A 15,935-nucleotide genomic window follows, 5' to 3' on the forward strand; every position below is an offset into this window, starting at 1 on the left:
GTCGTCCGCACCAGGGCGGACCCGCCGTGCTGGTTGGCGCCGCCTCCGGCGTCGCGGCTCGGCCCCTCGTGACCCCTGCCTCGCCCTTGCTGGATTTTTCGAGGCCCGCATCGGTTCCGTGGGTGGGTGCGCTGAGTGGCGGACCTCGAAAAGTCCAGCAACCGGGCGAAGCAGGGGCGGGGCCGAGCGTGTACTCGGCGTAGCGGATTCGAACATGGCCCTCCCCATCACAGACCCGCCACGGGTCCCCTCCCCCTGATCGGACCCGTGGCCTCTTTATCCCTTGATCCGCTCCAACAATGCCGCCAGCTGTTGGCGTGGGCCCTGGAGTTCCTCCGGGAGGGCGGCCAGGGCCTCGGTGAGCACTTGCTCCGCCTCGGCCAGCCGGTCCAGGTCCACCAGCAGCCGGCCCCGCAGCGCCTCGGCCATCGCCGCTTCCGTGTACGCCTGGAGCCGCCGGAACCGCTCGGCGACCGGGGCCACCCGGATCAACGCCTCCCCGAACCGCTCGGTGTTGGCCAGCACCCGGGCCCCGTCGTAGCCGAGCATCGCGTGCTCCCACACCAGCGCCGGCTCGGTCTCGCCGAGCTCGGCGGCCAGCCCGTCGGCGGTGCCCAGGGCCTCGACGGCGAGCTCGTTCTCGCCACCCCACAGCCACGACGTGGCGCAGCGACGCCGGCAGGACAGCTCCTCCACCGGCAGCTCGGCCTCGTGATAGGCCTCGGCCGCCTCGGCGAACCGCTGCGCGGCCTCGGCGTCGCGGTCCAGGGAGTCCAGGATCTCCGCGGCAGCCGACAGCATCTGACCGGCGCCGGCCGGGTTGCCGCCCTCACGGCAGTGGTCGGCCACCAGGTCCAGCAGCTCAAGGGCCTGCACTCCGCGCCCGAGCGCCCGGTACGCCTTGGCCAGCAGGAACCGGGCTCGTGCCGCCTCGTCGTCGTCGCCGATCCTGGTCAGCACGGGCAGCGCGTCCTCGACGGCGTCGGCCAGCTCGCCCGGCCGGTCCAGGCCGAGGCACGCGGCCGCGAGGTCGACCTGCGCGTAGGCGACGCCGACCCGTTCCTCGCCCGCGCTCAAGGCGGCGATGGCGTCGACCAGCGACTCGTAGGCGTCCTTGGTCCGGTCCAGGTCGAGGGCCATCCGCCCGCGCTGGTGCGCGGCCCGGCCCCGCAGATGGGGATCCGTCGCGGTCACCGCGTCGCCCATCAGCTGATACGCCTGGGGAAGGTCACCGGTGCGGGCGTAGGCGTTGCCCGCGAGCACCACGGCCCGGCACAGCGCGTTGCACGGTCCGACCGCGCGCCACAGCTCGACGGCCCGCTCGGCGTCCTCGACGGAACCGCTGCGCTGGGCCCGCTCGAACGCGACCTGGGCGGCCAGATCCGGCTTGCCCGACTCGGCCACCAGCGGGTCCAGCCCGGCCAGCACCTCGTCGGCCTCCTCGTGCCGATGCAGCGCCTGGAGCCCGGCCACCAGCCGCAGCTTCGCCGCCAGCCGACGGTCCGCGTCACCGACCCTGTCGATCTCCGCGCACGTCTCGACCAGCAGCGGATAGCCCTGCTCGCCGCGCTCGGTCAGGCAGTACAGCATGGCGATCCGGCCGAGCATCGCCTGCCGGCGCGGCTCGTCGCCGGCCTCGGCGCACAGCTCGGCGGCCTGCCGCCAGGTCTGCTCGGCGAGATCGGGATCCTGGCCGGCCTGCACGGCGCCCAGCGCGTTCAGCCGCCGGGCCCGCAGCGTGCCTGTGGCCTCGGGGGCGACCTCGTCGAACCGCTCCCACGTGGTCAGGGCTTCGGCGATATCCGCCCGCGCCCACTGCGCCTCGGCCAGCTCGGCCAGCTCCTCGGGCGACCCCGGCAGCTCGACCTTCGGCGGTTCCGGCGCCGTCCGGGCCGCCGCCTTGCGGGCCGTGCCCGACAACGGAAGGTGGTCGACCAGCGGCTCGGCGGCCAGCGCCTCGGCGGTCAGCCGGCCCACCTCGTCGGTGCCGTTGCGGGCGTCGAACCGGGCGGCCAACACCCGTGCCCGCTCGGTCAGCTCGTCGCGGAGCTCGACGACGCCGATTTCGTCAGACCCCCGGCGTAGCGTCAGTCCCGAGTGGCCGGCGTCGGCGATCCGGGAGAGCGCCCCCGCCGCCACGGCACTGAACCGCATGTCCGAGAACGGGGTCGGCGGCTCCTGCAGCCAACCCAGGTGCCGCTCCACCAGCTCCAGCGCCCGCGCGTGATTGCCGGTGCGGGTGCAGAAGGCCACGTGATCGGCCACCGCGGTCAGCTCCGCGCGGTTGCCCTGGATCGCCCGATACGCATTCCGGTGCGCGTCGGCGGCCTCGGTCAGCCGACCCGTGCGCAGGTACGGGACCAGCAGCTCGGTGAGGATGCTGTGCGGCTGCTCCACGCACGTCATCTGGCCGTCCAGCACCGGCAGCGCCAGCGCCACCGCGTCCTCGTGGCGGCCCTCCCAGGCCAGGTACGCCACCTTCGCGGTCGGCTCGCAGCCGATGCAGTCGGCCATGGCGCCGCGCGGAGTCGCGCACCACAGCCGGTACTGCTCGGCCGCCGTCTCACGGTCGCCGATGTGCTGGGCGACCAGGCGACGGTGCTGGTGCACCGGGTTCAGGGTGTGCCCGGCCAGCCGGTAGCGGCGCTCCATGTCGTCGAGCACGCCCGCGGTCCGGTCCAGCGGCACCTCGGGGAACATGGTCAGCGAGCTGACCATCCACTTGAAGTACCAGAACAGGTGGTGGTCCTGGGCCGGGTCGCCCTCGCCGCGGTCGTAGGCCGCGAGGCACCAGGAGAAGGTGACGAAGGCCTTGGCCGGCTCGCCGCCGTACTGGTAGGCGGTGGTGGCCAGCAGCCGCGTGACGTACTTGAGGTTGTCGCTGCCGCTCGCGTCCACGTGCCGCAGCAGCTCCTCGACCGCGGCCACCTGGCCACGCCCGTACGGCATGCGGCCGACCTGATCCAGTCTGTCGGCCAGCTCGTCCTCGGAGAAGCTCACAGGTTCCCCTCGTCGAGCTGACTGGGGGCGGGCACCGCCTGATCAAGCAGGCCAAGGAAGGACCGGTTGAGCAGGGCCGCGTCGGCCGGCCGGATCGGGTGGTAGCCGAGCAGCAGTGCCTGCCCGTACAGCGCCTCCACCGACAGGCCGACCAGGCTGGGGTCGGTCAGCCCGCACACCCGGCGGACCAGTGGGTTGCGGTGGTTGAGCACCAGCTGCGGGCGGTCGTCGGCGGGCTTGTCGAACGCCGACAGGACGCCGGCCCACAGCTCGTCCACGCGTTGCTTGGTGGCTCGCAGCTCGGCCTGGAACGCCGCCGACCGGTCGACCAGGAACAGCACCGGCAGCGACGACGGCTCGTACGAGCGCAGCACGACCTCGCAGCCCAGTCGGTCCATGGCCCGCTGCGCCGCGGTCAGGAACGGCCGCAGCGCCAGCTCCGTCGCGGGCGGCAGGGCGTCGAACCGGGTCGCCAGGTCGGTCGGGTCCAGGCGGGACACCGTCAGCCCCGGCTCGATGGCCGGCAGCCGCTCGATGATCTCCGCGTCGTAGGTGTAGCCGCCGTTGACCAGCGCGATGTCCTGGGCCGCGGCCACGCCGGCCAGCTGGCGGAAGTCGTCGGCGGTGGCGCAGTAGCGGATCTCGCCGTGCTGGGCCCGGAAGTCGGCCAGCGTCATGCGGCCGACGTTGGTCTCCATCGGCCACCACTGCTCGACCAGCCGCAGCATGTCGTCGTCGTGCAGGGCCAGCGCCTTCACGCCCAGGTGGTGCACGCCGAGGAACTTGTGCAGCCGGGCCTGGTCGGCGCGGGCCAGCCCGACCAGCCAGCCGCGCAGCTGGTCGCCCAGCGCCTGCCGGGTGGCGTCGAGCAGGTTGTCGGCGTACAGCGCCTCGCGGCTCGCGGTCGGTCTCAGCTCGCCCGCGTCCACCACGCAGCGAGCGAAGAACGCCCAGTCCGGCAGCAGGCCCTGCGCGCTCTCCGTGAGCAGCATGCCCTTCAGGTACACGCGGTGGCCGGCGTGCTCGGCCGGGTTGGCGGGGAACGGCAGCACATAGGCGACGCCGGTCAGGCCCGCCTCCGGCACCGAAAGGTCGATCACGTCGAACGGCGTGAAGCCCAGCGTCTCCTGCGCGTAGCCGACCAGGTCCGCGCGCCGCTCGCCCGGCTCGCGGTTGTCCTCGCGCCAGGGCGTGCCGGCGCCGCTGACCGCCACGCCGTCCACGGTGACCGGCACCGGCAGCATCGAGCCGTACAGGCGGGCCAGCTCGCCGACCGTCGGCGGCTCGAACCACTGCTCCGAGCCGGGGCGCGCGGTCAGCTCCACCGTTGTGCCAACTTCGTTGCGCTGCGCGGGTTTTATGTCATACGTGCCGTCGGAACGGCCGGTCCACAGCACCGCCGGCGCGCCGTCCGCCCTGGTCGTCACCCGCACCTCGTCCGCGACCAGGAAGGCCGACAGCAGGCCGATGCCGAACTGGCCCAGGAACTCGTGCCGGGCGAAGCCCAGCTCGTCCCGCTTGGAGCTGCGGCCGATCGTCGCCAGCAGCTCGTGCACCTGCGCCTCGGTCAGCCCGATCCCGGTGTCCGTCACCGTGATCGCGGCCGGGCCCGTCACCACCTTGATCTCGCCCCGCGCGTTCGGCAGCTCGGCCCGCCGCGCCGTCACCGCGTCCACCGCGTTCTGCATCAGTTCGCGCAGGTACACCCGGGGGCTCGCGTACAGGTGATGGCTGAGCAGGTCCACGACGCCGCGCAGGTCGACCTGGAACGTGCGGTTCACGGTGCTGACGTCCCCCTGGGGTGGGTGCGGACCGGCTCGACTGCGCCTGGCTGTTCCGGATGGCCAGGGTAGAGGGTCGCCGTCCGCCGTGCGGTCAAGTTTCGCGTACCGGGTACGCCGAATCCGCCAAATCCCACCCTTTTCGGCGACGTTCTCGCAGAGTGACCGATCGTGCGATCTCCGTGTTCGATGCGCATTCTTGTTGATCGGCCGGCAACACCGCCGGCACGCGGCCGACATCGGCCGCCGCTGCACTGTTGTGTGACTCACGAACGTGAGGCGCACCTAGGGTTCCGCCGCGGCGCGACGCCGCGGGACTGGTCCGAGAGGTGACGGCGGATCGCACAGATCCGTTCCACGGCGGGACAAAAGCCCGGGAGGCACGCCAGCGTCTGGCTGCTGCCTGCCAGTTGGACGCCGACCGTGGAGGTAGTCCATGGGTCACGTGCACGACAACTACGGACCGGAAGCGCGCCACGCCGTCGAGGCGGAGGCGCTGCTGCCGACGACCAAATGGGACGAGGAGGTCGCCCGCGGCCTGGAACTGGGCCTGCAGGGCGCCGATTCGATCGTGGACCGGCGTATTCCCACCTTCTCCCGCGGCGAGCTGCCGCACTTCGCCGGCATCAACACCTTCCTGAAAGCGCCGTACGTCGAAGACGTGCGGCGCTGCGGCGAGTACGACGTCGCCGTGCTCGGCGCGCCGTTCGACGGCGGCACCACCTATCGCTCCGGCACCCGGTTCGGGCCACAGGGCATTCGCAAGATCTCCGCGCTGTACGGGCCCTACAGTTTCGAACTGGGTGTGGACCTGCGGGAATCCATCACCATCGGCGACCTCGGTGACATCTTCACCATTCCCGGCAACATCGAGAAGACCTTCGACCAGATCAGCAAGGCCGTGTCCCACGTGTACGAGTCCGGCGCGTTCCCGGTGGTGCTCGGCGGCGATCACTCCATCGGGTATCCGACGGTCCGCGGCGTCGCGCCGCACCTGGGCGGCGGCAATCTCGGCATCATCCACTTCGACCGGCACGTGGACACCCAGGAGACCGATCTCGACGAGCGGATGCACACCACGCCCTGGTTCCACGCCACCGACATTCCCAACGTGCCGGCCAAGAACCTGGTGCAGATCGGCATCGGCGGCTGGCAGGCGCCGCGACCCGGCGTGAAGGTCGGACGGGAGCGCGGCACCACGATCATGACCGTCACCGACTGCGTCGAGATGGGTATCGAGGCCGCCGCCGAACGGGCGCTGGAGGTGGCGTGGGACGGGGCCGACGCGGTGTGGCTGTCCTTCGACGTCGACTGCCTGGACGCCGCGTTCGTGCCCGGCACCGGCTGGCCCGAGCCGGGCGGCTTCCTGCCGCGTGAGGTGCTGAAGTTCATCCAGCTCATCGCGGAGCGGCCGCTGGCCGGCATCGAGGTGGTGGAGTGCTCGCCACCGTACGACAACGCCGAGATCACCGCGTTGATCGCCACCCGGGTCATCTGCGACACCTTGGGCTGCCTGGTCCGGGCCGGTCACCTGCCGCGGCGCGGGGAGGGCGCGTGAGCACCGACGCCGAGGACCTGGCCGGCTTCGGCTACGCCCAGCAGCTGCACCGCAAGCTCGGCGGCTACGCGTCGTTCGCCGCCGGCTTCTCGTTCGTGTCCATCCTGACCACCGTGTTCCAGCTGTTCGCGTTCGGCTTCTCCTTCGGTGGCACGGCGTTCTTCTGGACCTGGCCGATGGTCTTCGTCGGGCAGCTGACGGTGGCGCTGGTGTTCGCCGAGCTGGCCGCGCGCTATCCGATCGCCGGCTGCGTCTACCAGTGGGCACGGCGGGTGGCCGGGGCGGCGGTCGGCTGGTTCGCCGGCTGGCTGATGCTGCTCGGCCAGATCGTCAGCGTGGCCGGCGCGGCGATCGCGTTGCAGGTGGTGCTGCCCGCGATCTGGCCCGGCTTCCAGGTGATTGCCGGGCCGGGCAACGCTATTCTGCTCGGCGCGGTCCTGATCGTGCTCACCACCGTGGTCAACGCGCTCGGGGTGCGGCTGATGGCCGTGATCAATTCCGTCGGCGTGACCTGTGAGCTGGTCGGCGTGGTCGTGTTGGTGCTGCTGCTGTTCGGGCATGCCGCCCGTGGGCCGGAGGTGGTGTTCCAGTCCAGCGGTGTCGGCATCGGGCCGTTCCTGATCTCCGCGTTGATGGCCGCGTACGTCATGTACGGCTTCGACAGCGCCGGCGAGCTCGCCGAGGAGACCCGGTCGCCGCGGCGGACCGCCCCCAGGGCGATCCTGCGCGCGCTGTACGCCTCCGGGCTCGGCGGCTTGTTGCTGCTGCTCGGCGCCCTGGTCGCGGCGCCGAGCCTGACCGACGGCAACCTCGCCACCGGTGGGCTGCCCTACGTGCTGACCAGCCGGCTCGGCAGTGGACTCGGCACCTTGCTGCTGATCGACGTGGCGATCGCGATCGTCGTCTGCACGCTGGCGATCCAGACCGCCGCCACTCGGATGGTCTTCTCGATGAGCCGCGACGGCATGCTGCCGCTACATGGTCTGCTCGGCCGGGTGTCGCCCCGCACCGGCACTCCCGTGCTGCCCGCCATAGTCGTCGGTGCCGCGTCGATTCTGGTGCTACTGCTCAACATCGGCCAGGCGTCGCTGTTCACCGCCGTCACCAGTGTCGCTGTCGTGTTGGTGTACCTGGCATATCTGCTCGTGACCGGTCCGACCCTGCTTGCCCGACTACGCGGCGAGCTGCCTTCCGACGGCAACTTCTCGTTGGGGCGCTGGGGAATTCTCGTCAACTCGGTCGCTGTGGCCTGGGGCGCCTTCATGGCCGTCGACATCGGCTGGCCCCGTGCCGAGGTGTACGACCCTGCCTACTTCGCCGTCGCCCTGCTCGCTGCCGTGCTCGTATTCGGTGGGCTCCTCTATGCGCGGACGCGTAAGGTCGATGACGGACTGACCGCCGTCGAGGGGGGACACCTTGCGCGAGATCACATCGGTTGAGCAGCTCACCGAGCTGGTCGGCGAACCCGTCAGACGCGTCGCCGAGAAGGTTCGGCCCGCGCTGCACGAGCTGGACCGCCAGTGGCTGGCCGCCTCTCCGTTCTGCCTCATCGCCACCAGCGCCGCCGACGGCAGCTGCGACGTCTCACCCAAGGGCGACCCGCCCGGTTTCACCCATGTGCTCGACGACCGCACCATCGCCGTCCCCGACCGCCCCGGCAACCGCCGCGTCGACGGCTGGCACAACATCCTGTCCAACCCCCACGTCGGCCTCCTCTACCTGCTGCCCGGCCGCGGCGACACCCTCCGCGTCAACGGCCGCGCCCGCCTGCTCTCCGACGCCCCCTTCTTCGATGCCATGACCGTCAAGGGCCACCGCCCCCGCATCGTCATGCTGGTCGACATCGACGAGGTCTTCCACCACTGCGCCAAGGCCTTCCTCCGCTCCGGCCTCTGGAACCCCGACACGTGGGACCCCGCCGCCGTCGCCTCCCGCCCCGCCATCGCCAAGGCCCTCGAACGCCCCGAGGACCCCCTGTCCGAGCTGGAGCGCTACTACGGTCCGGCCTACGCCAGCAACCTTTACTGACACAACAGAACGGGCCTGCCGCGTCAAGCGGCAGGCCCGTCGTCGGTCGGCTCGTCGTCAGAGCTGCGCGTCCGGCGGCAGATCGTTCACCGCGTCCGCCAGGTTCTGCGCCAACTTGTCGTAGTAGGCGTCGTTCGGCACGTTGTTGGTGAGGTACTGCGGTGCGATGTTGCTGGGGTGCGCGCTGTCGCGCACCGCGGCATCGAAGTCGAGCACATCATTCGCGAAGTAGTCCCGGTAGCGGTTGATGATGTCGGCGTTGAGCTGCTGCCGGGCTTTCTCTCTGGCGTCATTGGGATCCAACCCGAGCGCTGGCACGGTGGTGAGGATCATGTGCACCACGGAACCGTCAGCACGCTTGTAGTTCTCCAACCCCCTGGCGTCGTTGGGGCCGATGAGCGCCGTCAGATTGCGTTCGATCTCGGTCGGGGACTTCCCGGCGAGGATGTCGTTCGAGCCGAGCGCAACGATGACCGTGCGCAGGTTGGGCTCGTCCAGCACAGTCCGGCTCAGCGTATCGATCGCGCTATCCGTCGTCGGGGCGCCGGCCTCCACCGGCGCGTTGTTGCCCAGCAGACTCGCATCTGTCGGGGTGAGAGCCCGCTGGTAGACGCGCACGTCCGAAATGGACCCGTTGAAGTAGTCGCCGGAGGTGCCGTTGCCCAACGTCACGGCGCCGATCGTGAGCCGCCCGTTCGCCTTCCACGCAGCCGGGTTGGTCGTCGTGCCTTGGAGCTTTCCGTTGACGTACAAGCTCATGGTGCCGCTCGCCGCGTCGAACACCGCGAGCAGATGCGTCCAGGACCCGACCTGGGGCGCCTCGGACGCGTGTACGGCGGGATAGGCATCCGGTGTGACGGCGTCATTGCTGGTGCTGACGAAGGTCCAGGCGTTGAAGACCTTTGAATACTGCAGGTACGCGCTACCCGCGTTGGTGCCGCCTACCGCAGCTACGTCCATGTAGTTGGTCGTGGTCGTGGCGTTGGCCCAGGCGGAGATGCTGTAGCTGCCGGAGGTGTCGATGACCGGGCCGTTGGTCACCAACCTTCCGCCGGTGCCGTCGAACTTCGCGGAGCCGTTGTGATCGGTGGTCCACGTGACGTTGCCGGTCGTCGTGGCGTTGTTCGTCCCGACGGCGTCCTTCGCGGTCGTGCCGAGGCATCAAGTACTCCGATCGAAATAACAACGGCCCGGGCGGCATTGTGTATAATGGTAAGGTTGTAGACTTCTGGTGCAATAATGACAATTAGTGATAGGCGGGGTCCGATGCTCGGATTTACGGACGCGTATATGCTGTGGCGGGCGGCCCCGGTCCCGCGTAGCGGTCCGCTGGCTGAGTCCATCGACATTCGCAGCGATCTGATGGTTGCGGACAACTATGTGACGACGGTCATTCAGTTTGTGGAGCACGGTGTCTTTAGTCCAGCTGTTCCTGATGTGCTCGGATTTCTGGAGAAGATTATGCAGCGTATCGACAAGCTGATCGCGGAAGGGGATCTGGAGACTCGCGAGATCGCTCGCTATCAACATGCATATGCCGCCGTAATGCATTTGATTTATAGCCAGTTCCTGGAGCTCGGATCTCGCCAGGCCTGACCACTCGAGCGGGCGACGAGGCCCTGTCGAATCAACTCGACAGGGCCTCATTCTGTGTTGCGAAGCTACGTTGCGACGTCGCCAGACAAGGATTCCAGTTCCCTGGCCAAGTTGCGGAGAGCGCGGGCTGCCCAACGATCGCGGCCGGCCGGCGTGAGAAACAGCTTGTCCCGCTCCAACAAGGAGTTCAGCACGCGGGACCGACCCGTCCGCCAGGCGTCGTCGGGGACGGCGGAGTACTCCTGGCGGACGGCGGAGGCGTAGGCGTCGTAGTCCGAAGCGGGGGAGCCCAGGATGGCGAGGTCGGCGTCCAACAGGGCGCAGGCGACGGGGTCCGAGGGGTCGGCGGTGTGCTTGATGGTCATGAGGATCAAAGAGGAGACGCGGGGGGCGAAAGGGGCCAGGCCGGAGCGGGTCAGCCAGTCGGTGGCCCAGGAGGCGGAGAGCTGCTCGTCGGTGCCGGGGACGGCGTCGTAGACGACGTCGTGGGCGCAGGCGGCGAGGGTCAGGACGGCCGTTTCCTGAGAAGACAAGGGAACGAGGGTCACGGCGTCGCGGGCGACGGAGCGGGCGTGGGCGAGGGTGTGGTAGCGGCGGTGGGGCTCGCTGTAGCGCGCGACGAGGTCGGTGTCGACGGGGGAGCCGCCGAGGGTGGAGACGGCCGCGCGCCAAGCGTGGTCAGGCAACGGGCACCACGATGGAGGTGATCACGAAGCCGTCGCGGATGAGCCAACGGCCGGAGAAGCCTGACACCGGGCCGGGAACGAGGATGCGCGCGGAGAAGACGCCGTCGCCGAAGGAGAGCTCGGCCTCGGAGAAGTCGAGGAATACTCGGGCCAGGGGGAACCAGGCCTTGTAGACGGACTCCTTGGCGCTGAACAACAAGCGGCCGTGGACGGAGCGCTCGGACGGTAGGGCGATGGCGTCCAGGACGCCGTCGGGCAGGGGCTCGTCGGGCTCGGCGTCGATGCCGATGGTGGCGATGTCCCGCGAGAAGGCCACAGCGGCGGCCCGGTAGCCGAGGCAGTGGGTCATGGAGCCGACGACGCCGTCCGGCCACTGGGGAGCGCCGCGCTCACCGGGGAGAATGGGCGACGGAGGCAACCCGAGGGACTTGAGGGCCTGGCGGGCGCAGTAGCGCACGGTGGAGAACTCCCGCCGCCGCTTGTCGACGGCGCGGGCGATGACGGCCTCCTCCTCGGGGAAGAGGTCAACCGCGGAGTGGTCGTCGAAGGCCTCGGCGTACACGACACCGGGCGGCAGAAGCTCCTCGATCACGGCTTCACCGGCAGGATCTGGCGCAGCCAGCCCTCGGAGCGCCCCCACTTCTTCCACTCCCGCGGGTAGCCCACCGAAACCTCCTCGAACCGCACGTCGTCGTAGTGCGTGGTGCGGGGAATGTGCAGATGCCCGTAGACGGAACAGGCGGAGCGGAACCGGAGGTGCCAGTCGGCGGTGAGCACGGTGCCGCACCACTGCGCGAACTCGGGGTAGTACATGACCCGCGTGGGCTCCCGCACCATGGGCCAGTGGTTGATCAGCACGGTGGGCAGGTCCGGCGGCAGCGCGGACAGGCGCTTCTCGGTCAGCTCGACCCGCGCCTCGCACCAGGCCTCGCGGCTGGGATAGGGGTCGGGGTGCAGGAAGTACTCGTCGGTGCAGACGACGCCGGCCTCGTGCGCCTTGGCCAGCGCCTCTTCCTTGTTGTGCGTGCCCTCGGGCCGGAAGGTGTAGTCGTACAGCAGGAACAGCGGCGCGATCACGGCCGGGCCGCCCTCGCCGTGGAAGATCGGGTAGTCGTCCTCGGGGGTGACGATGTCGAGCCGGCGGCACATCTCCACCAGGTACTCGTAGCGCTCGACACCCCGCAGCTGCACCGGATCGTCCTTGGGCGTCCACAGCTCGTGGTTGCCGGGCGCCCAGATCACCTTGCCGAAGCGCTCCCGCAGCAGCCCCAGCGCCCACTCGATGTCCGAGGACATCTCACCGACGTCGCCGGCGACGATGAGCCAGTCGTCGGCCGACTCGGGGCGCAGCCCCGCGGTGATCGTCCGGTTCTCCTCGTACGCGACGTGCAGGTCGCTGACCGCGAACAGCTTCACCAGTCGATCGTAGGCAATCTAGGGGGTCAGGGGAGGGTGTGTGAGGAATTGCCCGTGATGTGTGCGAGAACGGCTAGTACCCGGCGGTTGTCGTCGTCGGAGGCGGACAGCCCGAGCTTGCCGAAGATCGAGGCGATGTGCTTGCTCACGGCGCTGTCCGACAGGTGCAGCCGCTGCCCGATGGCGGCGTTGGAGCGGCCCTCGGCCATCAGCTCCAGCACCTCGCGCTCTCGTGGGCTCAGGGTGGCCAGCGGGGGAGTGCCGGCGATCAGCTTGGCCACCACGTCGGGATCCATCGCGGTCCCACCGCCGGCGACCCGCCGCAGGGCGTCCACGAACTGCTCGTCGTTGAAGACCCGGTCCTTGAGCAGGTAGCCGACCCCGGCGCCGCCGTCGGCCAGCAGTTCACGCGCGTACAGCTGCTGGACGTGCTGCGACAACACCACGACCGGCAGCCCGGGGTGGACGCGACGGGCCTCGATGGCGGCACGGAGGCCCTCGTCGGTGAAGGTGGGCGGCAGCCGCACGTCGACCACGGCGACATCCGGCCGGTGCTCGATCAACGCCGCCAGCAGCTCCGGGCCGGACTCGACGGCGGCCACCACCTCGAAGCCGTACGCCTCCAGCAGCCGGGTCAGCCCGGCTCGGAGCAGGTAGACGTCCTCCGCGATGACAACACGCACGGGATCTCCATGGTCAGTGTGGTGGGGCCGCCGGCGGGACTGCGCACGTCCAGAACCCCGTCGAAGGTACCGAGCCGCCGCCGCACGCCCAGCAGGCCGGTGCCGCCGGCCGGATCGGCGCCGCCATGGCCGTCGTCGTGCACGCTGATGGTCAGCAAGTCGTGGGCATGGTGCACGGCGACCCGGATCCGCGACGCTCCGGAGTGCTTGGCGGCGTTGGTCAGCAGCTCGCGCACGGCGAAGTAGGCGGCGGACTCGACCGGCGGATCGAGCCGTCCGGCGAGGTCGGCGGCCACCTCCACATCGAGCGGGCAGTCCAGCGCCACCACCCGGACCGCGTCGGCCAGTCCACGTTCGGCCAGCACCGGCGGGTGGATGCCGTGCACCAGCTCGCGGATCTCGGTCAGCGCGGTCGCGGTGTTCTCGCGGACTTCCACGATCAGCCGGCGGGCCGTCTCCGGATCACGGTCCAACAGCCGTTCCACGGTGCGAAGCGCCATGCCCATGGCCACCAACCGGCCCTGCGCACCGTCATGCAGGTCCCGCTCGATCCGTCGCAGCTCGGCGGCCTGTGTGTCGATCGCGTCGGTGCGGGTTTCGGTCAGCCGCTGCACCCGCTGAGCCAGCCGGGCGGTCTCGGTCGGCGCGAGCAGCACCGAGGTCCAGCGGTCGTGCCACCTTCGCCAGATCGGCGCCAGGACCAGCGCCAACGCCGTCGCCGCTGCGCCGGCCAGGACATGCCACCACGGCCGCGGTTGCCACAGGAACGTGACCACCGCCGTCACTTGGGCGAATCCCACGAACAGGGCGGCGCTCGGCAGCGCCAGCAGCGTGGCCGCGACGAGCGGGTTGACCAGCATCCACACCAGGTCACGCCCGGAGGCCGGATCCCTGACCAGCCAGGACAGCCGTGCGCGCCGGGCAGGCGTCGACGGCGACCGGTACAGCCGGCGCCCGGCCCGGTACCGGCCGTCCGGCTCGGGCCTCGGCGCGGACGGCGCCGGCCGATACGGCTCGTCGACGCCGACCCGTCGCCGGTAGTAGTTGGTGTAGTTGCGGGAGTTCTCCACCAGCATGATCAACGGCCAGGTGACGCCGACGAGGGCCAGCGCGGCCGAGGCCACCAGCAGACCGGCCAGCAGCAGGCCGACCAGCGACTGCGTCGCCAGCTGCGCGCTGTCCAGGATCAGCACGACCCGGTCCTTGACCCAGGTCGGCCACGGTCGGCGTGCCCCGAGCAGGGCTCGCGTCCACCGGCCGTGCCACCTCAGTGCCGGCCGGCCCACGACCGCCGCCGCCAGCCCCAGCACCGTGCCGACGACCGGATTCAGCACCAGCCACAACAGGTCCAGCCAGGTCGCGCCGTCCGAAGCCAGCCAATGGGCCTGCTGCCGGTAGGCGGGCACGTGCGGCCGGCGATAGAGCCGTCTTCGCACCTCGTACAGGCCGTCGGGGCGAGGCCGAGGGGGCGGTGGCGCCGGGTCGTACGGGTCGGCGATCGGCAGCTCAGACCAGTCGCTGGCCAGCCGCCGCGCGGTCGCCGGCACCCGCCGGATCCACAGCACCACCGGCGTCACGCCGAGCAGCAGCGCCGCCAGGTCCACGGCCGCCAGCACAGGGCCGATCGCCGCCAATGCGACCAGCCCCAACCCCCTCAGCCGTGCCATGCGTCGAGTGTCGCCGATTCACCGGCACGCCGGCAGTGCAGCTACCTCCACACCTGGCGGTCACGGGCCTAGGCTGCCCGCGTGGCGGACTTCGACGAGATCAAGGGCTCGTTCTGGGCCGACGGCACCTACGACGTGCACTCGCCGCTGACCGACGCGGACATCGAGCAGGCCGAGGCCGTTCTCGGCGTGGCCCTGCCCGCCGCCCTGCTCGACCTGCTCCGCGTCCAGAACGGCGGCAACGTCGCCTGCGGCCGACGGCGTTTCCCCACGTCGGCCCCCACGTCCTGGGCCGACGACCACGTGCCGCTGCCCGACCTGATGGGCATCGGCCGCATCAAGGGCGTGACCTCGCTGCTCGACGGTCCGTACCTGGTCGAGGAGTGGGGCCTGCCGGCCGGCGTCGTGCCGTTGTCCGGCGACGGCCACACCTGGATCGCCCTCGACTACCGGCGCCCCGGCGAGCCGTCGGTGGTGTGGTTGGAGGAGGGCCGGGAGTTGGCCCTGGCCGCCGACTTCCGGTCGTTCGTCGAGGGCCTCACAGGTCGATGACGGCGATGCCGTGCTCCCGCAGGCTGCCGAGATAGAGCCTGCCGTTGTGCTGCCGGACGCCGGTGACCATGTGATAACCCGGCGCCGACGTCTGGAGGTCGCGCACGATCCGGCCGGTGTCGTCGACGGCGACGACCCAGGTCGTGCGCACCTCCAGCTTGTTCAACACTGCCTGCGGCAACGCCCAGGTTGCCTTGCGCAGCACCGGATACTGCGCGGCCCGATCCAATACGGGGCTGCGTGGCGTGACCAGTGCGACCCAGATCAGGCCGTCCTCGCCGGTGCTCAGGTTGTCGGGAATGCCCGGCAGGTTGTCGATGAGCACGTCGCTCTCGCCGGAATCCAGCCACACGCGACGGATCTGGTAGGAGCCGGTCTCCGCGACCGCCACGTACGACTCGTCGGCCGCCAGCGCGACGCCGTTGGCGAACTGGAGGCCGTCCAGCAGCTCGGTGACCTCGCCGGAGACGTCACGGCGCAGCAGACGGCCGGTGCCGCCGTGCTCCAGCAGGTCGCCCATGAAGTGTTCGAGGCCGAACCGCTGGGTGGAGTCGGTGAAGAACACCGTGCCGTCACGGGCCACGGCGGCGTTGTTGCACAGGTGGAGCGGCCGGCCGGCGGCCAATCCGCTGACCAGCGGCTCGACCGAGCCGCCCTCGGGATCCACCGCCAGCAGCCCGGCCTTGGCGTCGCACACCAGCAGCCGGCCGTCGCCCAGCAGCTCGATGCCGAGCGGACGGCCGCCGGTGTCGGCGATCTGGTCGATCCTGCGGCCGTCGTCGGACAGCCGCAGGATCCGGCCGTCCTCGACACCGGTCACCACCCGGCCCTGCTCGTCGACGACAACGTCCTCGGGCCCGACGCCGTTGACCGGAAGCACCCGCGGCGCGGGCATGGGCGGCGTGCTGTCGGACCGCCGGGACCGCTCGGGCGTGGCCGGCGGCTGCCACACCACGGGATTGATGGAC

13 protein-coding genes, 1 pseudogene and 1 riboswitch are annotated in these 15,935 nt (G+C 70.5%); of the genes and pseudogenes, 5 read left to right on the plus strand and 9 right to left on the minus strand.

The features are described 5' to 3' along the window. Window positions 1-276 precede the first annotated feature (276 nt). Window positions 277-3,000, minus strand: a complete 2,724-nt coding sequence (locus tag AB0M73_RS37150; RefSeq protein ID WP_363901283.1) for a hypothetical protein — start codon at window positions 2,998-3,000, stop codon at window positions 277-279. Next, window positions 2,997-4,781: an HSP90 family protein gene (locus AB0M73_RS37155; protein WP_363901286.1), complete on the minus strand. Its 1,785-nt coding sequence runs from the start codon at window positions 4,779-4,781 to the stop codon at window positions 2,997-2,999. Before AB0M73_RS37155 ends, AB0M73_RS37150 begins: the two co-directional genes overlap by 4 nt. 274 nt (window positions 4,782-5,055) lie before the next feature. Then, window positions 5,056-5,163, plus strand: a riboswitch (guanidine-I (ykkC/yxkD leader). A 54-nt stretch (window positions 5,164-5,217) separates the two neighbouring features. On the opposite strand from AB0M73_RS37155, the gene AB0M73_RS37160 reads away from it, so the two are divergent. From AB0M73_RS37160 to AB0M73_RS37170, 3 genes are read left to right on the plus strand one after another with little or no spacing between them, the layout of a single operon-like run. After that, on the plus strand, window positions 5,218-6,339 hold the full coding sequence (locus tag AB0M73_RS37160; RefSeq protein ID WP_363901289.1) for an agmatinase family protein: 1,122 nt from the start codon (window positions 5,218-5,220) through the stop codon (window positions 6,337-6,339). Next, entirely contained in the window at window positions 6,336-7,778 is a 1,443-nt protein-coding gene (locus AB0M73_RS37165) for an amino acid permease (protein ID WP_363901292.1), read from the plus strand. The genes AB0M73_RS37160 and AB0M73_RS37165 overlap by 4 nt, the downstream gene beginning before the upstream one ends. Further along, window positions 7,756-8,367: a pyridoxamine 5'-phosphate oxidase family protein gene (locus tag AB0M73_RS37170; RefSeq protein WP_363901295.1), complete on the plus strand. Its 612-nt coding sequence runs from the start codon at window positions 7,756-7,758 to the stop codon at window positions 8,365-8,367. The genes AB0M73_RS37165 and AB0M73_RS37170 overlap by 23 nt, the downstream gene beginning before the upstream one ends. Before the next feature lie 57 nt (window positions 8,368-8,424). On the opposite strand, the pseudogene AB0M73_RS37175 reads toward AB0M73_RS37170, so the two are convergent. Further along, window positions 8,425-9,417 (minus strand): annotated as a pseudogene (locus tag AB0M73_RS37175) (LamG-like jellyroll fold domain-containing protein); the annotation flags it as partial. A 240-nt stretch (window positions 9,418-9,657) separates the two neighbouring features. Here AB0M73_RS37175 and AB0M73_RS37180 point away from each other — a divergent pair. Next, window positions 9,658-9,963 (plus strand): hypothetical protein, encoded by a 306-nt coding sequence (locus tag AB0M73_RS37180; RefSeq protein ID WP_363901298.1) that lies wholly within the window; start codon window positions 9,658-9,660, stop codon window positions 9,961-9,963. A 65-nt stretch (window positions 9,964-10,028) separates the two neighbouring features. Here AB0M73_RS37180 and AB0M73_RS37185 read toward each other — a convergent pair whose 3' ends face one another. Genes AB0M73_RS37185 through AB0M73_RS37205 form a run of 5 tightly spaced genes read right to left on the minus strand, consistent with a single transcriptional unit; the run spans window position 10,029 to window position 14,415 of the window. Continuing rightward, the gene (locus AB0M73_RS37185) at window positions 10,029-10,649 is read right to left on the minus strand and encodes a hypothetical protein (protein ID WP_363901301.1); all 621 of its coding nucleotides are present in this window, start codon (window positions 10,647-10,649) and stop codon (window positions 10,029-10,031) included. Further along, on the minus strand, window positions 10,642-11,241 hold the full coding sequence (locus AB0M73_RS37190; RefSeq protein WP_043718569.1) for a 4'-phosphopantetheinyl transferase superfamily protein: 600 nt from the start codon (window positions 11,239-11,241) through the stop codon (window positions 10,642-10,644). The genes AB0M73_RS37185 and AB0M73_RS37190 overlap by 8 nt, the downstream gene beginning before the upstream one ends. Beyond that, window positions 11,238-12,068 (minus strand): metallophosphoesterase, encoded by an 831-nt coding sequence (locus tag AB0M73_RS37195; RefSeq protein ID WP_232241461.1) that lies wholly within the window; start codon window positions 12,066-12,068, stop codon window positions 11,238-11,240. Before AB0M73_RS37195 ends, AB0M73_RS37190 begins: the two co-directional genes overlap by 4 nt. A 23-nt stretch (window positions 12,069-12,091) precedes the next feature. After that, a complete protein-coding gene (locus AB0M73_RS37200) occupies window positions 12,092-12,748 on the minus strand; it encodes a response regulator transcription factor (protein ID WP_363901305.1) in 657 nt (218 codons plus the stop codon). Next, entirely contained in the window at window positions 12,700-14,415 is a 1,716-nt protein-coding gene (locus tag AB0M73_RS37205) for a histidine kinase (protein WP_363901308.1), read from the minus strand. The genes AB0M73_RS37200 and AB0M73_RS37205 overlap by 49 nt, the downstream gene beginning before the upstream one ends. A gap of 81 nt (window positions 14,416-14,496) precedes the next feature. On the opposite strand from AB0M73_RS37205, the gene AB0M73_RS37210 reads away from it, so the two are divergent. Further along, on the plus strand, window positions 14,497-14,967 hold the full coding sequence (locus tag AB0M73_RS37210) for an SMI1/KNR4 family protein (protein WP_363901311.1): 471 nt from the start codon (window positions 14,497-14,499) through the stop codon (window positions 14,965-14,967). Here the strand turns inward: AB0M73_RS37210 and AB0M73_RS37215 are convergent. Continuing rightward, entirely contained in the window at window positions 14,954-15,862 is a 909-nt protein-coding gene (locus AB0M73_RS37215; protein WP_363901445.1) for an SMP-30/gluconolactonase/LRE family protein, read from the minus strand. The genes AB0M73_RS37210 and AB0M73_RS37215 overlap by 14 nt on opposite strands. Window positions 15,863-15,935 lie beyond the last annotated feature (73 nt).

It is taken from the genome of Kutzneria sp. NPDC051319 (assembly GCF_040682195.1).
Lineage (GTDB): Bacteria > Actinomycetota > Actinomycetes > Mycobacteriales > Pseudonocardiaceae > Kutzneria.

Excerpts from the sequence above, each read along its gene's own strand:
- AB0M73_RS37180 (WP_363901298.1), top strand. The coding sequence starts at position 9,658 with ATGCTGTGGCGGGCGGCCCCGGTCCCGCGTAGCGGTCCGCTGGCTGAG.
- AB0M73_RS37205 (WP_363901308.1), bottom strand. The coding sequence starts at position 14,415 with ATGGCACGGCTGAGGGGGTTGGGGCTGGTCGCATTGGCGGCGATCGGC.
- AB0M73_RS37160 (WP_363901289.1), top strand. The coding sequence starts at position 5,218 with ATGGGTCACGTGCACGACAACTACGGACCGGAAGCGCGCCACGCCGTC.
- AB0M73_RS37215 (WP_363901445.1), bottom strand. The coding sequence starts at position 15,862 with ATGCCCGCGCCGCGGGTGCTTCCGGTCAACGGCGTCGGGCCCGAGGAC.